Origin of the sequence: Streptomyces sp. NPDC101118, assembly GCF_044759445.1 — a bacterium.
GTDB lineage: Bacteria > Actinomycetota > Actinomycetes > Streptomycetales > Streptomycetaceae > Streptomyces.
Window position 1 is genome coordinate 124,027 of sequence record NZ_JBIVZG010000017.1, and the last position, 20,033, is coordinate 144,059.

Here is a 20,033-nt window from a genome sequence, read left to right on the forward strand (position 1 = left end):
AGAGACGGCCTAGTTGTATTGAGCACGAGCGTTGTTAACACGGCCAGGTCTTGATCATGGCGAAGACCTCCGGTGTGGTGGAGGTGTCTAGGACTACACCGCACGGAGGTCTTCGTGTCCCACCGTAATGCCCGGCTGACCGTTCACGGCAGGCGGATCCTGGTCGAACGTGTCTTGTCCGGCCGACCGGTCGCGCACGTGGCCGCGGAGATGGGCATATCCCGCCCCACCGCACACAAATGGGTCCGCCGCTGGCGGGCCGAGGGCGATGCAGGCCTGCACGATCGTTCCAGCCGGCCTCACACACTCCCGCACCGGACTCCCGCCGCCCTCGAGGCTCGGGTCTGCCGCCTGCGGACCAGGCGCAAGCTCGGCCCGGCCCGCATCGGCCCGATCCTGGACCTTCCTGCTTCGACCGTGCACCGGATCCTGGTCCGGCACGGTCTGAACCGGCTGGCCTGGCTGGACCGGCCCACCGGCAAGCCAATCCGCCGCTACGAACGGTCCAGGCCCGGCGAGCTGGTCCACGTCGACATCAAGAAGCTCGGCAACATCCCCGCCGGCGGCGGCTGGCGAGCTGTCGGCAGATCCGCCGGCGACCGCAACCGCCAGGCCACCACGACCGAGCGCAAGAGCTGCACGCCGGTGATCGGCTACTCCTTCATCCACTCCGCCGTTGACGACCACTCCCGCCTGGCCTACAGCGAAGTCCTCCCCGACGAACGCCAGCACACCGCCATCGCCTTCTGGCAACGGGCCCAGGCCTTCTTCACCGCCCACCACATCACCGTCGAACGGGTGCTGACCGACAACGGCTCCTGCTACAAGTCCAAGCTGTTCACCCAGACCCTGACAGCGGCCGGCATCGCCCACAAGAAGATCCGCCCCTACCGGCCCCAGACCAACGGCAAGGTCGAACGCTTCAACCGCACCCTCGCCGAGGAGTGGGCCTACCAGCGGCCCTACCGATCCAACGACGAACGGACCAGGGCCCTGGCAGACTTCCTCCACCACTACAACCACCACCGCTGCCACACCGCCCTCGGCGGACACCCACCCATCACCCGCGTCAACAACGCTGCGGGTCAATACACCTAGTCCTTGCCGCGGCCCGTCATCATGTCGCGCAGGCGGTCGACCAGGCCGATGCCCGGCGCGAGGATCTTGTTGGCCGGGGGCTTGTCGGGGGTGGAGGGGTGCGGCCGGGTCGGGGCCGTCTTCTTGGCCTGCCGGGCCTTGTCGCCGAGCTCGTACAGGAAGTCGTCCGGGCACTGGCTCCGGAGCCTGGGGAAGAGGTTGGACTCCTCGTCGGCGATGTGGTCCCGCACCTCCGTCATCAGCCGGCGCACCAGGTGGTCGAACTCCGGGTCGTCCGCCTCGCAGCCCTCCAGCTGCTTCATCAGCCGCTCGACGGTGGCGTGGTCCTCCAGCTCCCGGTCGGCCAGGCCGTCGCCGTCCGTGACGTGCTCGCGCACGGCCGGGTACAGGTACGCCTCCTCGGCGACGGAGTGGCGCACCAGCTCCATCGTCGCCTGGTCCGCGAGGTGCTTGCGGCGCTCGTCGCCGGACGGCAGTTCCTCGATCTTCGCGAAGAACTCCTCGACCTCCCGGTGGTCGGCGATGAGCTCTTCGATGATGTTGCCGCCGTGTCCCATGGCACTGTCTCCTGTCGGTACGGGGCAGCCTTGCTGCGGTCACTGGCGCGGCTTCCCCGCTTCCCCTCCGGATAAAGTGGAAATCTGCAGAATTTCGAGCCCGGGACGGCCACGATGGCTGCGGAACTGCCCCTCTCCCCTCTGATCGCCGCCACCACCCAGTGGCTGACCAGTGCCTTCCCCTCCGCACGCGGCGCCTTCCAGCGGAGTCTCGCCGAGGCCCAGGCGCGCCAGGCGGTGACGGTCGCCGCGTGGCTGCGCTACCCCAGCGAGTTCGATGGCCAGCTGGTCGCGCTGACGGGTCCGGGGGGCGCCGCGAAGCTCGACTGGATCACCGGCGCCGACGCACACGCCCACGGGAACGGCCGGGAGGCCTGGCGCACCTGGGTCGACGAGGTGGTGGCGAGCTGGGCCGCCTGCCTGCTCAGCACGCCCCGCCTCGCCGAGGCCGCCGTCCTGACCGTCTCGGGCTCGGCGCACTCCGGCCCGGTGCCGGCCGACTTCCGCCGCCTGGCCAGGCCCGGGGAGGACGACCGCCGGGCCGCCGCCCTCCTGCGCCACCCGGACCTGCTGGCCCCCATCGCCGACCTGCACCGGGCGGAGCTGGTGGACCTGCTGGGCGGCCCGGAGGCCTGAGCGGCCCCGCCCCTCGCGCCCGCCCTTCCCGCCCGGCCGGCACCCGGCTCAGCCGCCGCCCGCCCAGTTCCCCGACCGCCCGGCACCCGGCTCAGCCGCCGGCCGGCACTACGGCGGGGGATGCCGCGCCCGGTACCAGGATGCGGGGCCCCCCGCTGCCGTCCGCCGGGACGGACCAGACGTCGTTGGTGCCGTCGCCGCGCTGGAGGGCGTACGCGACGGTGGCGTCGTCGAGCCACGCCGCCTGGTCGTCCACCGTCCGGGTCTCCGCCAGTTCCGTGCGGCGCAGCGTCGCGAGGTCGAGGACGGACAGGCGCCAGCCCTTGGCCGGGTCGGCACCGACGGCCTCCTTGAAGGCCACCCGCCGGCCGTCGGGCGACAGCGACGGGCACTCCACGTTGTCCGCGAGGGCGCGCAGGGTCCTCGCCGCCAGGTCCCCTTCCACCAGCGACCGGGTGCCCGCGCTGGACACGGTCGCGTAGAAGCGGTTGCCGTCGGCGGCGAACGTGACGCCCCAGACGTTGACGTCCGCGGCCCGGTACCGGCGCCCCTGCCGGAAGACGGCGAAGTCCTCCAGGGAGGACTCCAGCCGCCCCGTCCGCGTGTCGAGGATCCCGGTCCTGGTCGAGAAGCCGCCGCCGGCGTACGAGTCGCCGCCCACGAACGTGGTCCAGGCGACCAGCCGTCCGTCGGGGGAGACGCGGGTGCGGTTGGGCAGGCCGGTCAGGGAGACCGTGCGCCGGGGGCGCAGGTCCCGGTCCAGGACCAGCAGCTTCGGGGCGCTGAGGGCGCCCGCCGGGGTGAGACAGGCGGTGGTGCCGCCGGCCGTGTAGGCGCGGTCGCAGCGCAGCTCCGTGACGGTGCGGGGGCCGGACGGGTCGGCGACGGACACCGTGGAGAGCAGCCCGTTGCTCAGGACCCGCAGCCCCGCGCCGGGCCGCTGGGGCGCGCCCGCGGGGGCTCCGGCCGCGGTGCCGCCCGCGGGTGAGCCGGCCGCCGCGTCCTGCCGGGCGAGCACGACGGAGGTGGCCGCCAGGGCCGCCAGGACGACGGCGGCGGCCACGGTGACCAGGATCCGGGCGCGCCGGGTGAGGCCGTTCATGAAGGGGAACCGGTCCTTTCGCCCGGGGTCCGGGCATCGGGGGCCCCGGTGGGGGAATCGGGTGCCCCGGTCCGGGGACCGGGGGAGCCGGGGAGGGCCCGGGAGCCGAGGAGGAACGCCGTGAGGACGCCGGTGACGACCACCGCGACGGCGGCGCCGCGGCTCGCGGCCGCGCTGCCCCACGCCTGCCACGCCAGGCCGAACAGCACCGAGGAGCCGAGGTAGGCCAGCGCCTGGCCGCTCTGCACCAGCGCGATGCCGGTGGTCCGCAGCCGTTCCGGCAGGACCGGGCCGGCCAGCGCCATCAGGACGCCCTCGGTGGCGGCGTGGAAGAGCCCGTACAGGAAGAGGACGGTGACGACGAGCGCCGGGCCGCCCAGCGGGCCGTGCAGCAGCAGGTAGACCGCGGCCAGTACGCCGTGACCGCCGAGCAGCACCGGGAGCCTGCCGACCCGGTCGGCCAGCACGCCGAGGGGGGCCGCCAGGAGCAGGTACGACAGGCTCGTGCCGACGGCGAGCAGCGGGAACCAGCCGATGGACAGCGACTCGCGCCGCTGGAGCAGCAGGTAGACGAACCCGTCGCCGACCGTGGCCAGCCCGAGGAGGCACGCGGCACAGGCCAGGCGCCGCACCGGGGCCTCGCGCAGCAGCCGTCCCACGGCGCGCGGCGAGACGGCGCCCGCCGGCGGGCGCGGCTGCCGGCGGTCCCTTACGAAGAGGACGAGGACCAGGACGCCGAGTGCCGCCACGCAGAAGCTGGTCACGAAGACGGCGTCGAAGGACTGGCCGGCGGCCGTGAGCACGGCCAGCGCCGCGAGCGGGCCGAGGAAGGCGCCGACGCTGTCCATCGCGCGGTGCACCCCGAAGGCGCGGCCCAGCGCGTGGCCGGGGGCGGAGAGGGTGATCAGGGCGTCGCGGGGAGCGGTGCGCAGCCCCTTGCCCGCCCGGTCGGCGGCCAGTACGAGGCCGAGCGCCGGCACGGAGCCGCCCGCCGCCACCAGCCCGAGCTTGGCGGCGGCCGACAGCCCGTACCCCGCTCCGGCGACGGCCTTGCGCCGGCTGACGCGGTCGGCCACGTAGCCGCCGACGATCCTGAGCAGCGCCGTGGCCCCGGTGTTGAGGCCGTCGAGGACGCCGTACGCCGCCGGGCTGAGCCCCAGCCCGAGGACGAGGTACAGCGGCAGGACGGCGGTGACCATCTCGGCGGAGACGTCGGTGATCAGGCTGACGCTGCCGAGGGCGACGACGTTGCCGCCGACCACCTTCCACCGGCCGCGGCGGCGGCCCGGTCCCGGGGCGTCGGACGGCAGTTCCGTCCTGCCGATCGTGGAGAGATACACGGGGGTTGCGACCTCCGGGTGTGGGGGCGGATGCCGCCCGGCCCGCAGGGGAGCGGGTGGCGCGGGCGGCATCCGGCCGGAGCGGGTGTGCGTCAGTGGCAGGTGCCGGAGCCGCTGTCGTTGTAGGTCTTGCCGGACTGCGGGACGAACTGCCAGTCGTAGCTGTTGGCGTGCAGGGTCAGCTTCAGGACGCCGAAGGTGTCGTTGTTGCGGGCCTCGCTGTTGGGCTGGATGGTGCCGAAGCCGTAGAGGCTCGCGCCGCCCATGCCGGCGACGAACTGGCGCAGGCCGCGCGCGGTGTCCAGCCGGCCGCTCGGGTTCTGCGGGGCGAAGCGCTCGTACTGGTGGTTGTGGCCGGTCAGGATGACCTCGGCGTTGTGGTCGTACAGCGCCTGGACGAGCGGGCCCGTCGACGGGTCACCGGCGTGGCTGGAACTCGACGTCCAGCGCGGCTTGTGCCAGAGGGCCACCGTGCACTGCTTGGTGCTCGCGGCGAGGTCGGCGCGCAGCCACTGCTCCTGGGCGGAGCCCGCGCTCATGGAGACCTCGGAGTTGAGGGCGACCACGTGCCAGGCGCCCAGGTCGTACGAGTAGTAACCGCGGCCCGAGGGACCGGCGTTGGCCCCGAAGTAGCCGAAGTAGCCGGAGGCGCCGGAGGTGTGGTAGTCGTGGTTGCCCGGGACCGGACGGGTCCGGGCCTTGTGGCGGCCCCACGTCGGCTCGTAGTACGTCGAGAAGTCCGAGGCGGTGCCGTCGGGGTAGGCGTTGTCGCCGGTGGTGAAGACGGTGCCGGATATGTTGTCCAGCAGGTTCGCCGTGACGCCGTCCCCGGAGCCCGAGGTGGCGATGTCACCCGCTCCGACGAGCACCGGGTCGCCGGTGGGCGGGGTGGTGCTGGGGCTGGGGCTGGGCGTGCTGCCGGTCTCGATCACCAGCTGCGGCGCGGTGGTGCCGGTCTCGCGGGAGTCGTAGTCGGCGCCGTTGCTGCTCGACGAGGTCACGCCGATGCCGAAGGTGCCGTTGCCGGTGACGTACGAGGTGACGTCCACCTCGTACCAGGTGTTGCGGGCGACCGTGCCGAGGGTGCCGAGGGTGGCACCGCTGATGGACGGCCTGTTGTTGTACGTCACGGACGTCTCGGACCAGCTGGTGTCGGACATCGCGCGGAACGTTCCGCCGCTGCTGCTCTCGGCGCCGGCGACGTCGTCGACGTGGATGCGGAGCGTGGCGCGGGTCACCGGCTGGGTGATGCCGGAGACGTCGAACCTGAGCAGGGTCTGCTTGACCGGGCTGTTGTCCACGCCGAGCTGCTGGGAGGCGCCGTAGTTGGTGCCGGGGTTCTGGCTGTCGACGTGGGCGTCGGCGCTGGCGGTGAAGGTGGTGCCGGCCGCCGCCGCCGAGGGGGCGAGGGCGGTGAGGGCGGTGGCGGCCAGGGCGGCCGAGGCGACGGTGCCGACGAGGGCCGCTGTGGTGGCCTTCCGACTGGGCATGCCGAACCTTTCGGTGGGGGACGGGAGCGACACGGAAGGTAGATGCCCAGCGGATCGCCCAGATGTTCCAACGGAGTTGCGCCGGTTGCCACGGGATGAACCGCACAAGACACGATCCGGCCACGGGCGCCGCCTTCCCGCAGGACGCCGGTTCGCAAGGCCGGGAGGGGGATTTCGGATGGTCGGAAGAAGTGGATTTCCGGGCCGGCGGACGTGGTGAATCGATAAAGCCGGACGACGCCTCTCGTGTCGCGCCGAGTGTCGAATTCCTCCTGCTGCGGGCGCTCTATATTGCTGCCGCGGTTTTCGGAATCGCTTCAGGAGGAGGCAGCGTGGCCGTAGGAAATGCGTTCCATCCGCTCTTCAGACGGCGCCGGTGGGCGTCCGGGCCCGCGCGGGGCACCGTCCCGAGGCTCCGGACCGGGGCCATCGTCATGGCCGTGCTCTGCGGGCTGCTGACCTGGTCGGTGTCCGAGGCGAGCGCGGATCCTTCGATGCCGGTCTCCGTGACGGTGACGAGCGTCGACGGCGTCGGCGACGACCTCGACGGCATCGGCAGGGACGACGCCGACTTCTACGCGGGCGTCGAGTTCAACACCGGCACCATCCATGCCGCCACGACCGCGGGCAACAGCTTCACGGATCACGTCGACGACGATCCGCACATCACTCCTTTCTGGGTGATGCCCGGGACCGTATTTCCTTTCACCGTGAACGACGTGCCGACCGCGAACGTCACGTTCTCCGTGTGGGACCACGACGACTGCGACGCGCCCTTCTGCACCGACACCGGTGAGCTGGAGTCGGACGACGACCGGCTCGACATCAAGTCCGGTGCCGGGGAGACGGTCAGGGTCGCAATCGACCTGCGGACCGGCCGGTGGAGCGGCGACGTGAACTGGCCGGTGAACTGCGTCACCGGCGACGGCGGCGAGGCGGTCAAGTTCTGCTTCGACTTCAGCGTCGACGGGCAGAACGGGGACGCGGACGCCGACGGCCTGCTGGACGGCTGGGAGCGCAACGGCTACAACGACGACGGCAACGCCGGCGTCGACGTGGACCTGCCCCGCTTCGGCGCCACCCCCGACCACAAGGACCTGTTCCTGGAGCTCGACTACTCGGCCGGGCAGGCGCCGCGACGGGACGACATCGCCGCGATGCGGGACGCGTTCGCCGACGCGCCGTTCACCAACATCGACGGAGCGCAGGGCATCCGGCTGCACGTGGACACCGGCAACCTCGTCGACCTGACGGCCCGCCGGGGCCAGGCGCCCGGCACCTGCACGGACGGGGTCGACAACGGCGGGGACGGCCGGACCGACGCCGCCGACCAGGACTGCGACAACATCGCCGCGGGGAGCTCGGGCGAATACCTGGAGACCAGCGTCGAGGACCCGGCGCCCAACTGCACCCCGGCCGACACCGGCAACCCCGACTGTCTGGTCGGAGACGACCTCGGCGGCGGGAACCAGCTGTTCCGGCACCTGAACAACTGCGGCATCGACCGGACGTTCTACGACGCGAAGAATGGCAGGGGAGCGTTCCCGGCCCCGAACTTCAACAGCAACCGGCGGCTGATCTTCCGCTACGCCATCAGTACCCAGAGCGACCAGGACACGGACGGCATGGGCCCTGACACCGGCTGCGGCTCCGGCGGCCAAGGCGAACTCGGCGGCAACGACTTCGTCGAATACAACCACGACGGCGGCACCGTGATGCACGAGCTCGGGCACAACCTGAACCTCGACCACGGAGGCAATGAGGAAAACAACTGCAAGCCGAACTACGTCAGCGTCATGGACTACGACGAGCAGTTCGGCATCGGCCGCGTGTCGGGTGGGTCCGTCATCGACTTCTCGCCGCCCCGGGTCAGCTTCGACGGCAGGCGGCGCGGCACGGCACCCCTGTCCCCGCTGGTGGAGACCGCGCTCAACGAGAACGTGGTACTCGACGCGAGCGACAACGCCAACACCATCGTGTTCAAGGATGCGCGGGGTGCCCGCCGCACCGGCCCCCTGACCGGCGGCATCGACTGGAACGGCGACAGCAACGACCCGCCCTTCGAGTCGACCGTGCCGCCCACCAACATCAACACCAGCAGCCCGCCGCCGCCGCTGCCGGCCCCGCCGGCCGTCCCGACGCAGGCCCCCCTCGACTGCGCGCGGAACACCTCCAACACCGACACGATCAACGGCCACCACGACTGGAACCGGGCTTCCCTCCCGTTCCGCCAGTTCGGCGACTCGCGCGACGCGGCGGTGCGCCCCGAGACCACGCCGGTCCCGACCATCGCGGACCGCGACCAGATGGCCGCGCAGATCAACACCGCGGACGTGAGCGTCGCCGTCGCCGACAGCCCCGATCCGGTCGGTGCGGGCGAGCGGCTCAAGCTGACCCTCACCGCCACCAACCACGGACCGAACCCGGCCCACTCGACGGAGGTGCGGACGACCCTCCCGGACGGCCTCGACTTCGTCGACAGCAGCGTCGCCTGCGTGCGGTCCGGGCAGGTGGTCACCTGCAACCTCGGCAGCCTCCCGGACGACACCTCCAGGTCGTTCGACATCCGGGCCGACGTACCGGCCGGCTTCCTCTACCCCGACGGGCAGCGGACCGTCACCACCCGGGCCACCGTGGACAACCTCTACGGCCCGGACCCGAACCCGGCGAACGACGGCGCCTCGGCGGACACCCTCGTCATCACCAAGGCCGACGTGAAGATCACGGACCTCCGCACCGGCTCCCCGCTGGAGATCCTGGTCGGACGCTCTGCCGAGGCCACGGCGGACGTGACGGTCGAGAACGGCGGTCCGTCGAGCCCGGTCGACGCTCTGCTGACCGGTGCCGCCACCGCAGGCCCCGGGGCCGGGGTGACGCCGGCCACGACCTCGGCACAGCAGAGCGCGCTCGCGGTCGGCGTACCGCGCACCGTCAGCCAGCGCTTCACCCTCAGCTGTCAGACCCCCGGCTACAAGACCGTCACCCTCACCTACGCCATCGCCCTGAAGGCATCCGGGGCGGTCGACCCCACCCCGGACAACAACACGAAGACGGCCACGTTCCGCATCGACTGCGTGGTCCCGATCGCGATCAACGTCAGACCCCACGGCTTCCCCAACTCGATCAACCTCAACACCGACGCGACGCTCGCGGCGCTGACGACCAGGGCCGGCGAGTACGGGCTGCCGTTCGCCTTCGACGCCACGACGATCCAGCCCCTCACCGCCCGCTGGGGACTGCGCGGCAACGTGTTCAACACGGCCTCGGTCACCGGCGCGAGTGAGATCCACCGCACCGGCCACATCGAGCGCTCCTACGAGCTGGACGAGACCACCCGCGACGCGGACCAGGACATGGTGATGCACTTCAAGCCCGCTGACAGCGGCCTGACCGCGACCAGCACCGAGGCCTGCCTGAAGACGGACTTCCGCGCCCCCGACGGCATGACGTACCGCGCCCTCGGCTGCGACTCGGTCCGGGTCGTCCGCACGTAACCCACCCGAACCCACCACGCACGGAGCCTGCCGCGGCAACCACGCGGCAGGCTCCCCCTCGTGTCAGGCCCGGCTCCGCCTCTGGAGCTGGGCGAGGTGGACCACGACCGTCGTGTAGAAGCGGTCGACCGACTCGCCGACGCTCCGGATGAAGCCCGACTCGGTGTTCCCCCGTGCCCCGCCCATCCCCTTGAACAGCGAGAGGCGGAAGCCGGTGATCGGAGCGCCGTCCCTGGGCAGCAGGTCGCCCGGCTCCGGCCGCAGCCGCTCCAGCGTGCCGCGCGGGCCGTTGTTGGCCTCGACCAGCGTCTCGACGTGCAGGTCGGCCGGCGCCTCGGCGAGGATCCGGACGAGCCGCTTGGCGGCCGTGAGGGGATAGCCGCCCTCGGGCGCCGGCACGTCCATGGACGTACGGAGCTTGCCGGTCCGCAGGTCGGCGGTCAGCCCCAGGATCCCCGGCGAGCCGTCCACCCGGATCTCGGCCGAGAGCCGGCCCTCGGCGCACAGCGTGTCCGCGGCCTCCGCCCGGCGCGCCTCCGGGTCGCCGCCCCGGCGGGCCCGCTGCACCGGCAGTGCCTTCTGCCCGAGTTCCCCGCCGAGCCGCAGGCACAGCTGGCGGACCAGCCGCTCCCAGCTCTCCACCACCTCGGCGGCGCGCGGGTCCCCGGCGGACAGCGTCTCGGTCTCGATGCCGGTGCGCACCGGAACCCAGGCCGGGCCCATGTTCTGGAAGCCGTGGCAGCCGGAGTTCTCGTGGTGCAGGTAGTGCAGCAGTTCCTGCAGCAGCCAGGCGTGGGCCGCGTCGCCCACGCCCTCGTGCCGGATGAGCAGCTGCGCGTGCTGCGCGACCTCCGCCCAGGAGAGGTGCCAGAGCCCGACCTTGTGCTTGCGCCGGCCGTCGAGCTTGACGGTGACGAGGGGACTGCCCTCCAGCGCGACGTCGTTGGAGAGCGTGATCACCGCTTCGTAGCCGCGCCGGGCGGCGATGTCCATGTAGTCCTGGACCTGTTCGTCCTTGAGGGGGTTGCCGTTGGTCTTCGTCTCCACCAGGGCAGTCCACAGCTTGCCGGCGCGCTCCACGCGGATCACCCCGTCCGGCCGGCGGGGGGACTCGCCGTGCGGCAGGGCGACCTCGGTGAACGTCTGCATGCGGCCGGCGGGGGCTCCGAAGCCGGCCGTGAGCCTACGACCGAACTCCGGCACCTCGGCCATGACGGCGAGCAGCACGGACGTGGCCCGGGCCTCGCGTTCCCGGTCGCTCTTGGTGTGGGGCAGGGGGAAGAGGCGGGCGGGCCGCCACGACTCGTTCTCCGCGAGGGACTTCTTCGCGGCCCGCGGGACGGTGATCTTCTTCTTGGCCGTGCGTACGGCCCGGGGGCGGGCCGGCGCGGGGGAGCCGGCCGGCCCCGCCTGGGCGGGGACCAGGGGAGCATCCGGTACGCCCGGCACGGCGACGGCCGCGCCGACCACGGCCGCACCCGCGACAGCCGTGCCCGTGCCGGTGACGGCCGCACCGGCCACGCCCGCACCGGCCACGCCCGCACCGGCCACGCCCGCACCGGCGACGGCCGCGCCCACGACGGTCGCCGTGACGGACCCGCCGCCGGTGCCCGGCCCGCCGCTCCCGGCCGGGGCGGTCCCGGGGCCCGCAGAGGACCCGCCCGCATCGGCTCCGGCGCCCGCCCCGTCCGCCGTCGCCTCCGCTGCCGCTTCCTCCCCCTCCTCCTCGTCGTCGACGACCGCGATGCCGAAGTCGGTGGCGAGCCCGGCGAGTCCGGAGTCGTACCCCTGGCCCACGGCCCGGAACTTCCATTCCGCGTCGCGCCGGTAGAGCTCTCCGAAGATGAACGCCGTCTCGGCCCCCGCGTCCGGGATCGAGAAGCCGAGGAGCGCCTCGCCCGACCCGTCGGAGAGCGTCAGCCGCAGGTCGGCCAGGTCGCCGAAGCGTGCGCCGCCGTACCGGCTGGCCGCGACGACGATCCGCGCCACGTCCGGGGCGACGGCCGTGAGGTCGAGACCGATGCGGTCCTCGCTGCCGTCGGGGGTGGGGGTCTTGCCGAGCAGCTGGACGCTGCCGTCCTTCGCCGCGGGCTGGTTGTAGAAGTAGAAGTCGCCGTCGTGGCGGACCTTTCCGTTCTCGTCGAGCAGGATCACCGAGACGTCCGCGTCCCCGTCTCCCGTGGCGCTGCTCCAGCTGAGGCCTGCGACCACCGCGCCGGGCTGCTCGGTGAGTGCGGAGAGCGCGACGTTGGCCCCTTTGGGCATTTCGTGCATGTGGAGTCCCCCCGGACCCGCGGCCGCCGGCGTCGGCTTCCGGGCAGCCGTGTCCAGTCGATCGGTTGGTTCTGTGACGTGGCACACGTTTGTGGCCAGTGAGTGAACCGTAACTGTCCGCATCCAGAGGGCGGGAGGGTGCTTTTCGGCCACCCCGCGCGAGCCCGGTGTGGTGGTCGCACGGGTACGCGGGTCCCCAACTGTGGTGGTCCGCCACATACGCGGGTGGCCCGGGCGCTTCTACGGTGTGGCGACACGACTCGTCCCCCCGGAACCCGCTCGGAAGTGGTGACTATGGCCGCCAAGGCAACCGCTGCAACACCCCCCGGCTCCATCAGGCGCATCGTCGGTGCCAGCCTGATCGGGACCACCATCGAGTGGTACGACTTCTTCCTCTACGGCTCCGCCGCCGCGCTGGTGTTCAACACCCTGTTCTTCCCCGCCGCCGACCCGCTCACCGGCACCCTCATCGCCTTCGTCACCTACGCCATCGGCTTCCTCGCGCGGCCCCTCGGCGGGATCGTGTTCGGCCACTTCGGCGACCGGCTCGGGCGCAAGAAGCTGCTGGTGATCAGCCTGCTGCTGATGGGCGGTTCGACGTTCGCCATGGGGCTGCTGCCCACCCACGCCACCATCGGGTCCGCCGCGCCCGTGCTGCTCACCGTGCTGCGGCTGGTCCAGGGGTTCGCGCTCGGTGGCGAGTGGGGCGGCGCCGTCCTCATCGTGGCCGAGCACGGCGGGGACCGGCACCGCGGGTTCTGGGCCTCCTGGCCGCAGGCCGGCGCGCCCGGCGGGAACCTGCTCGCCACCGGTGTGCTCGCGCTCCTCGCCGCCGTGCAGTCCGAGGAGGCCTTCCTCGCCTGGGGCTGGCGGATACCGTTCCTGCTCTCCGGTCTGCTGGTCGTCGTCGGCCTGTGGATCCGGCTCTCCGTCGCCGAGTCGCCCCTCTTCCTGGAGGCGCAGGCCCGGGCCGAGGCCGCCGCTGCCGACGGCGTCGAGGACCGGGCGCCCGTCGTCCAGGTCTTCCGCAAGTCCTGGCGCGAGGTGCTCACCGCCATCGGGGCCCGGTTCGGCGAGAACATCTCGTACTACGTGCTGACCTCCTTCCTGCTCGTGTACGTGACCGTCCACCTCGGCCTGCCCAAGAGCGCCGCGCTCAACTCCGTGCTCATCGGCTCCGCCGTCCACTTCGTCACCATCCCCGCCTGGGGCGCGCTCTCCGACCGGATCGGCCGCCGCCCGGTCATCCTGATCGGCTCCGTGGGCATGGCGGCGTGGGCCTTCGCCTTCTTCGCGCTGCTGGACACCGAGTCCTTCCCGGTCATCGCGCTGGCAGTGACCGCGGGCCTGCTGCTGCACGGCGCGATGTACGGGCCCCAGGCCGCCTTCGTCACCGAGCTGTTCGACACCCGGGTGCGCTACTCGGGCGCCTCGATCGGCTCGCAGCTGGCGTCGATCGTCGCCGGGGCGCTGGCCCCGATCATCGCCGTCGAGCTGCTGAAGGACTACGGTTCCGCCACCCCGGTCTCCGTCTACCTCTGCCTCGCCGCCCTGGTCACCACCCTCACCGTGGTCCTGGCCCGCGAGACCAGGGGCCGGGCGCTCTCCGAGTCCGGCAGCACCCCGGCCCCCGCCCCGGCCGCCGAGCGGGTCTGACGGCCGGGCGCCCTACCATCCGCACCATGCACAGCTCTCAGCACGCAGCAGGGGCGGCCGGCGGCACCCCCGACGCCCCTGCCGCCCCCGCAGCCGCCGCCCCCGGAGCCGCCGCCCCCGGGACTCCCGCCCCCGGTGCCCCCGGCCAGGGCGGCGGCAGCCGGGCCGCCCACGCGGCCCGGCTCCTGCTCGACCTGCTCGCCCAGGGCGGCACGGCCGAGGAACTCGGCAGGGTGGCCGAGACGGCCCGCGCCTCCGGCGCCACGCCGGAGGAGCTGGCGTTCATCGCCGGGGCCGCCGACGCCGCCCGCGGCATCCACCGCACCCTCGGCCAGCACCGCCGCCGCGAGGCGGAGCTGGAGGCCCTGTTCGACACTGCGGGGGACCTGGCCGGGCTGCGCGACCTGGACGCCGTGCTCCGCGCCATCGTCCGGCGGGCCCGTACGCTGCTGCGCGCGGACGTCGCGTACCTGACGCTGCACGACCCGGCGGCCGGGGACACGTACATGCGGGTCACCGAGGGCTCCGTGTCCGCCGCCTTCCAGCAGCTCCGGCTCAACATGGGCGACGGGCTCGGCGGCCTGGTCGCGCAGACGGCCCGCCCGTACGCGAGCACCGACTACCGCACCGACACCCGCTTCCGGCACGTGGCCGCCATCGACACCGGCGTCGCCGAGGAGGGGCTGCGCGGCATCCTCGGCGTCCCGCTGCGCCTGGGCACCCGGGTGATCGGTGTGCTGTTCGCCGCCGACCGGACCGTACGCGAGTTCACCCAGGACGCCATCGCCCTGCTCGGTTCCCTCGCCGACCACGCGGCCATCGCCATCGACGGCGCCCGGCTGCTGGAGGAGACCCGCGGGGCGCTGGTCTCCCTGGGCGCCGCCAACCAGGCCATCAGCCGGGCCGCCGACACCCACGACCGGCTCACCGACCTGGTGCTGCGCGGCGGCGAGGCCGGCGACGTGGCCCGGGAGACCGCCGCCGTGCTGGGCGGCGCCCTGGCCGTGCACGACGCCGACGGCAGCGAGCTGGCCCGCACCGGCCCCGCCGCGGCCGCGCCCCCGCCCGCCGGGGTGGCCGCCTCCCGGGCGGCCGGCCGGGCCGTCGCCGTCGACGGCGTGTGGGTGTGCGCCGTGCTCGCCGGACCCGAACTGCTGGGCTCCATAGCCCTCTCGGGGCGGACGGAGCTGCCCGACACCGACCGGCGGCTCTTCGAGCGGGCCGGCCTGGTCACCGCGCTGCTGCTGCTGATGCGGCGCTCGGTCGCGGAGGCCGAGGACCGGGTGCGCGGCGAACTCCTCGACGACCTGCTCACCCTGGCCCCCGACGCCGGCGCCCGGCAGGTCTCCAGCCTCGCGCTGCGCGCCCGCCGGCTCGGCGTCGACACCACCCGGCCGCACAGCGTGCTGCTGGCCCACTGCGCCCCGGAGGCCCGCTCCCGGCTGGCCACCGAGACGGCCCGGCACGCCCGTGCCCTCGGCGGCCTGGCCGGCCCGCACGGCGGCCACGCCGTCCTGGTCGTCCCCGGCACCGAGCCGGGCCCGCTCGCCGCCACCCTCGCCGCCGACCTCGGCCGGGCCACCGGCACCCCGGTCACGGTCGGCTCGGCGGGACCGGCCACCGGCCCGGAGGACTTCCCCACCGCCTACGCCGAGGCCACCCGCTGCCTCACGGCCCTGCACACCCTCGGCCGCACCGGGGACGGCGCGGCGCTGGCGGACCTCGGGTTCGTCGGTGTGCTCCTCGGCGACCGCACCGACCTCACCGGGTACGTCGACCGGATCCTGGGCCCCGTCATCGAGTACGACCGCAGCCGCGGCACCGAACTCCTGCGCACCCTGGACGCGTACTACCGGCAGGGCGGCAGCCTCACCCGCGCCAAGGACCACCTGCACGTCCACATCAACACCGTCACCCAGCGCCTGGACCGCGTGGCCCGCCTCCTGGGCAAGGACTGGAACACCCCGGCCCGGGCCCTGGAGACGCAGCTCGCCCTCCGCCTGCACCACCTCTCCCGGGGCTGACGGGGCAGCTCCGGCAGGGCGGCGGATCACCGGCGGCCGCACCCTGGTGTCCGCCGGGGCGGGGTGGCAGCATGCCGCGCATGACGGGGACTGTGGTGAGCGGGACGGAGCAAGGGCCGCGCGGCTGGCCGGTGTTGGGGAACCTGCCGGCGTTCGCGCGCGATCCGCTGGGCTTCTTCGAGGACCTGCGCGACCGGCACGGCGACTGGGTCCCCTGGGCCCTCGGACCGCAGCGCAACCTGCTGGTGTCCCGGCCGGAGCACGTCGTGGAGCTGATGGGGGCGGTCGAGGACACCTTCCGGCCGCCCGAGCTGGGATGGGCCTTCCGCCACCTGCTCGGCGACGGCGTGGTGCTGAGCACCGGCGCCGACTGGCGGCGCAAGCGGGCGCTGGTGCAGCCCGCCGTACGGCCCCGGCAGGTCAAGGCGTACGCCGCCACGATGATCGACTGCGCCGACGCGGTGGCCCGCGGCTGGCGCGACGGGGCGCGGATCGACGTCCAGAAGGAGATGGCGGCCCTCACCCAGCGCATCGCCGTCCGCACCCTCTTCGGCACCGAGACCGGCGGCCGGGAGGAGGCCATCGGCGCCGCGATGGCCGTGGCCCAGCGCGAACTCGGCGCGGAGCTGCGCGGCGTCACCGTCTTCCTGCCGCCCTGGGTCCCCACCCCGGGCCGGCGCCGGATGCGCGCCGCGGTCGCGCAGCTCGACGAGGAGATCACCCGCGTGATCACGGCCCACCGGGCCGCCGCGGCGGCCGGGGAGGAGCGCGAGGACCTGCTGAGCCGGCTCCTCGCGGCCCGCGACGAGCAGGGGCTGCCGCTCACCGGGAAGGAGCTGCGCGACGAGTCCATCACCCTCTACATCGGCGGCCACGAGACCACCTCCACCACGCTGACCTGGGCCTGGCAGCTGCTCGCCCGGAACCCCGCCGCGCGCGAGCGGCTGGAGGAGGAGCTGACGGAGGTGCTCGGCGACCGGCTGCCGGGCCACGACGACTACGCGCGCCTCCCCTGGACCCGGCAGGTGGTCAAGGAGTCGCTGCGGCTCTACCCGCCGATCTGGCTGATCACGGCGATCGCGGGGGAGGGGGCCACCCTCGGCGGCCGCCCGGTGCCCGCGGACACCTCGGTGTGGTGCAGCCAGTGGTCGGTGCACCGGGACGCGCGCTGGTTCCCCGACCCGGACGCCTTCCGCCCCGAGCGCTGGACGCCGGGCAGCGAGGACCAGGCCGACGAACGCGCCTGGTTCCCCTTCGGCGGAGGTCCGCGCGCCTGCCTCGGCGCCCGCTTCGCGATGGTGGAGGCGGTGCTGCTGCTGGCCGTGCTCGCCCGGCGGTTCCGGATCGAGCCCGAGGTCCCGGTGGGCCGCCCGTTCACCGGACTCACCCTGGTGCCCCGGGGTCCCGTCACCGCCCGGCTGCGCTCACTACGCTGAGGACGCATGCACGTACTGAGCAGCCGGTTCCTGCTGACACCCCGTGACCCGGCCCGCAGCCGCGCCTTCTACGGCGGGGCGCTCGGCCTCGCCGTGTACCGCGAGTTCGGCACCGGCGAGGAGCGGGGCACGGTGTACTTCCTGGGCGGCGGCTTCCTGGAGGTGTCGGGGCGGTCCGCGGACGGCCCGGCGCCGGGGCTGCGGCTCTGGCTCCAGGTGGCCGACTGCGCCGCCGCGTACGAGGAGCTGCGCGCCCGGGACGCAGAGGTGGTACGGCCCCCGGTGCGCGAGCCGTGGGGGCTCGTGGAGATGTGGATCGCCGACCCGGACGGGGTGCGGATCGCGGTGGTCGAGGTGCCCGAGGACCATCCGCTGCGGTACCGGCCCTGAGGGTCCGGGCGGCGGTGCGTACGGCCGGGGGAGGCGCGTACGGGAGGGTGACGGCCCGCACGGCCCGGCCGCGGGCCCGTACGGCACTGCCCGCCCGAACGCCCTTACCCGGCACGGGTGGTGACGGTGGGACGGAATGCCGAACGGACGGCGGGCCGGAACGGTCACCGGTTCACGTGGCGGACACCGGCAATTTCCTACTGACCAGTAGACATGGGGGCGCGCCCGGTCCATCTTGGGCGTGAACATGTCATGTCCAGGTGGCCCCGCCAGGCCGCCGTCGCGTCCAAGGAGCAACCCCCCATGCCCAAGGCCATGTTGAGAGCCCGTACGACCGCCGTCGCGGCCACCGCGGCCGCCGCTGCCGCCGCCCTGATCGTCTCGGCCGCCCCCGTCCAGGCCGCCCCGGCCCCCGCCAAGGCCCCGGCCGTGGCCGCCGCCGCACCGCTCGCGAGTGCCCCCGGCGGCAACGCGGCCATCCTCGGCATCGACTACAACGCCTGGCTGCGCGATGTCGGCGCGGTCGTCGACGTCGCCCGCCCGTACGTCCAGCAGCGCCTCGACGCCTCCCCGGCGGGCGAGAAGCCGGCGATCGTCCTCGACATCGACAACTCCTCGCTGGAGACGGACTTCCACTACTTCTGGACCTGGCCCACGCCGGCCATCTCCCGGGTCCGCGACCTGGTCGCCTACGCCCACTCCCGCGGCGTCGCCGTCTTCTTCGTCACCGCCCGCCCCGGCATCGTCTACTCGCCCACCCTGTACAACCTCAGGACGGTGGGCTACCCGGTCACCGGGCTGTACGTGCGGGACCTCCCGGACCTGTTCGAGGAGGTCAGCACCTACAAGACCGCCAAGCGCGCCGAGATCGAGGCCCGCGGGTACACGATCATCGCCAACATCGGGAACAAGTCGAGCGACCTGGTCGGCGGCCACGCCGAGCGGACCTTCAAGCTGCCGGACTACGACGGCAAGCTCTCCTGACGCGCCGCACCGGCCCGCAGGGCCCGGCGCCCCGGCCGCGCACCGGAATCCGGGCGGCGAAATCCGGTTGACGGGGCCCGCCGCGGGCGCTGGGATGGCCTGCCCGTCCACTGTGAAAGGCAGGCCGTGCGCTCGACTCCCGTGACCCCCGAGGGCGATCTGATCCGCTGGACCGAGTTCCCCGGCCGCGAGCCGGTCCGGGTCTGGCTGCACGGACTGGGCGCGACCTCCGCGTACTTCAACGAGATCGCGCACCATCCGCTGCTCGCCGGCCACCGGTCCCTGCTGGTCGACCTGATGGGTCACGGGCTGAGCGACCGTCCGGCCGGGTTCGGGTACGCGCTGGAGGACCACGCCGACGCGGTGGCCGCCGCCATGGCCGCGGCCGGAGTGGCGGACGCCGAGGTGGTCGGGCACAGCATGGGCGGCTCGGTGGCGATCGTGCTGGCCGCCCGGCACCCGCGCCTGGTCTCCCGCCTGGTGCTGGCCGACGCCAACCTCGACCCGCTGCCGCCCGCCCCCGGCACCGCCGGGAGCAGCGGCATCGCCGCGTACACCGAGGAGGAGTTCGTGGCCGGCGGCTGGGCCGAGGTCCGCGACCGGGCCGGGGACCACTGGTGGTCCACCATGCGGCTGACGGACCGTACGGCCCTGTACCGCAGCGCCGTACGCCTGGCCGGCGGCACCCGGCCCACCATGCGGGAACTGCTGCTGGAGCTCGACGTGCCGCGGACCTTCCTCCACCCGGAGGCCGACGGCGCCCCGGACCGGGCCGACGCCCTCGCCGCTGCGGGGGTCGCGGTGGTCCCGGTGGCGGACTGCGGGCACAACATCATGCTGGACAACCCCGACGGCATGGCGGCGGCCACGGCGGCGGGCCTCTGCCGGCCCGCGTGACGCGGGCCCCGCTCCCCGGCGGGGATCCGGTCAGCCGGTCACCGCAGGCCCGGTGACGCGGGCCGCGATGGTCCGGGCGCAGTCCAGGGCCTCGGTCCTGGTGGTGTCCACCTCCACGTCGTAGGTGACGCCGCGGTGGACGAGGGGGTGCTGGGCGGCGGCCATGCCGGGGGCCCGGTCGCCGCGTGCGATCTCGCGGGCGTCGAGGACCTCCGGGTCGCAGTGCACGCCCACCCAGAGCACGTCCAGCCCCTCCAGGGTGTCGCGCAGGCGGGCCTGTGACGCGGCGCCGCCGAGGAACACGTCGTCCACGACGATCCGTGCTCCGGCGCGGGCCATCGCGCCGACACCGGTGTTCCAGGCCCGCTCCAGGTCGCGGAAGTCCGCCCCGACGGTGACCTCGCCGTCGTCCCCGAAGCCGATGCCGAGGCCGCCCTCGCGCATCGCCGCCGGCAGGGTGTCGATCAGGGTGTCCACCCCGATGGCCAGCCAGGGGTCGGGGAGCACGGCCTGGAGGCAGCGGGCGATGCCCGACTTCCCGGCGCTGGAACTGCCGTTGAGCACGATCACATGGGTCATCCGGTCACCCTAGGAGCCGCCGACGGCCGGGCGCTGCCGTTTTTCCGGCCCCGTGGCCGCCCCCGCTCCGTGACCG

At 73.6% G+C, this 20,033-nt stretch carries 15 protein-coding genes; 9 read left to right on the forward strand and 6 right to left on the reverse strand.

Going from position 1 to position 20,033, the window contains the following annotated elements:
* Positions 1 to 114 precede the first annotated feature (114 nt).
* On the forward strand, positions 115 to 1,098 hold the full coding sequence (locus tag ACIQUQ_RS25400) for an IS481 family transposase (protein ID WP_403979946.1): 984 nt from the start codon (positions 115 to 117) through the stop codon (positions 1,096 to 1,098).
* Here ACIQUQ_RS25400 and ACIQUQ_RS25405 read toward each other — a convergent pair.
* On the reverse strand, positions 1,095 to 1,655 hold the full coding sequence (locus tag ACIQUQ_RS25405; RefSeq protein ID WP_403979948.1) for a hemerythrin domain-containing protein: 561 nt from the start codon (positions 1,653 to 1,655) through the stop codon (positions 1,095 to 1,097). The genes ACIQUQ_RS25400 and ACIQUQ_RS25405 overlap by 4 nt on opposite strands.
* A 114-nt stretch (positions 1,656 to 1,769) precedes the next feature.
* On the opposite strand from ACIQUQ_RS25405, the gene ACIQUQ_RS25410 reads away from it, so the two are divergent.
* Positions 1,770 to 2,291, forward strand: coding sequence for a hypothetical protein (locus ACIQUQ_RS25410; RefSeq protein ID WP_403979950.1), 522 nt, complete (start codon positions 1,770 to 1,772; stop codon positions 2,289 to 2,291).
* 91 nt (positions 2,292 to 2,382) lie between these two features.
* On the opposite strand, the gene ACIQUQ_RS25415 is transcribed toward ACIQUQ_RS25410, so the two are convergent.
* From ACIQUQ_RS25415 to ACIQUQ_RS25425, 3 genes are all read right to left on the reverse strand, one after another.
* Positions 2,383 to 3,393, reverse strand: coding sequence for a hypothetical protein (locus tag ACIQUQ_RS25415; RefSeq protein ID WP_403979953.1), 1,011 nt, complete (start codon positions 3,391 to 3,393; stop codon positions 2,383 to 2,385).
* Positions 3,390 to 4,733, reverse strand: a complete 1,344-nt coding sequence (locus ACIQUQ_RS25420) for an MFS transporter (RefSeq protein WP_403979956.1) — start codon at positions 4,731 to 4,733, stop codon at positions 3,390 to 3,392. Before ACIQUQ_RS25420 ends, ACIQUQ_RS25415 begins: the two co-directional genes overlap by 4 nt.
* A gap of 92 nt (positions 4,734 to 4,825) precedes the next feature.
* Positions 4,826 to 6,223: a DNRLRE domain-containing protein gene (locus ACIQUQ_RS25425; RefSeq protein ID WP_403979958.1), complete on the reverse strand. Its 1,398-nt coding sequence runs from the start codon at positions 6,221 to 6,223 to the stop codon at positions 4,826 to 4,828.
* A gap of 434 nt (positions 6,224 to 6,657) precedes the next feature.
* Here ACIQUQ_RS25425 and ACIQUQ_RS25430 point away from each other — a divergent pair, with 434 nt between their 5' ends.
* Complete coding sequence (locus ACIQUQ_RS25430; protein WP_403979961.1) at positions 6,658 to 9,717, forward strand: hypothetical protein; 3,060 nt, start codon at positions 6,658 to 6,660, stop codon at positions 9,715 to 9,717.
* Positions 9,718 to 9,780: 63 nt separating this feature from the next.
* Here the strand turns inward: ACIQUQ_RS25430 and ACIQUQ_RS25435 are convergent, their stop codons facing one another.
* A complete protein-coding gene (locus ACIQUQ_RS25435; RefSeq protein ID WP_403980085.1) occupies positions 9,781 to 11,982 on the reverse strand; it encodes a TerD family protein in 2,202 nt (733 codons plus the stop codon).
* A gap of 303 nt (positions 11,983 to 12,285) precedes the next feature.
* Between ACIQUQ_RS25435 and ACIQUQ_RS25440 the strand changes: the two genes are divergently transcribed.
* The 6 genes from ACIQUQ_RS25440 to ACIQUQ_RS25465 all read left to right on the forward strand — a co-directional run bounded on the left by ACIQUQ_RS25440 (position 12,286) and on the right by ACIQUQ_RS25465 (position 19,378).
* Positions 12,286 to 13,647: an MFS transporter gene (locus ACIQUQ_RS25440; protein WP_403979963.1), complete on the forward strand. Its 1,362-nt coding sequence runs from the start codon at positions 12,286 to 12,288 to the stop codon at positions 13,645 to 13,647.
* Positions 13,648 to 13,673: 26 nt separating this feature from the next.
* Entirely contained in the window at positions 13,674 to 15,671 is a 1,998-nt protein-coding gene (locus ACIQUQ_RS25445; protein WP_403979965.1) for a helix-turn-helix domain-containing protein, read from the forward strand.
* A gap of 80 nt (positions 15,672 to 15,751) precedes the next feature.
* A complete protein-coding gene (locus ACIQUQ_RS25450; protein WP_403979968.1) occupies positions 15,752 to 17,107 on the forward strand; it encodes a cytochrome P450 in 1,356 nt (451 codons plus the stop codon).
* A gap of 6 nt (positions 17,108 to 17,113) precedes the next feature.
* Positions 17,114 to 17,497, forward strand: a complete 384-nt coding sequence (locus tag ACIQUQ_RS25455; protein WP_403979971.1) for a VOC family protein — start codon at positions 17,114 to 17,116, stop codon at positions 17,495 to 17,497.
* Positions 17,498 to 17,800: 303 nt separating this feature from the next.
* The gene (locus tag ACIQUQ_RS25460) at positions 17,801 to 18,481 is read left to right on the forward strand and encodes an HAD family acid phosphatase (protein WP_403979974.1); all 681 of its coding nucleotides are present in this window, start codon (positions 17,801 to 17,803) and stop codon (positions 18,479 to 18,481) included.
* A gap of 126 nt (positions 18,482 to 18,607) precedes the next feature.
* On the forward strand, positions 18,608 to 19,378 hold the full coding sequence (locus ACIQUQ_RS25465) for an alpha/beta fold hydrolase (protein ID WP_403979976.1): 771 nt from the start codon (positions 18,608 to 18,610) through the stop codon (positions 19,376 to 19,378).
* Positions 19,379 to 19,408: 30 nt separating this feature from the next.
* On the opposite strand, the gene cpt is transcribed toward ACIQUQ_RS25465, so the two are convergent.
* Entirely contained in the window at positions 19,409 to 19,948 is a 540-nt protein-coding gene (gene cpt, locus ACIQUQ_RS25470; RefSeq protein ID WP_403980088.1) for a chloramphenicol phosphotransferase CPT, read from the reverse strand.
* Positions 19,949 to 20,033 lie beyond the last annotated feature (85 nt).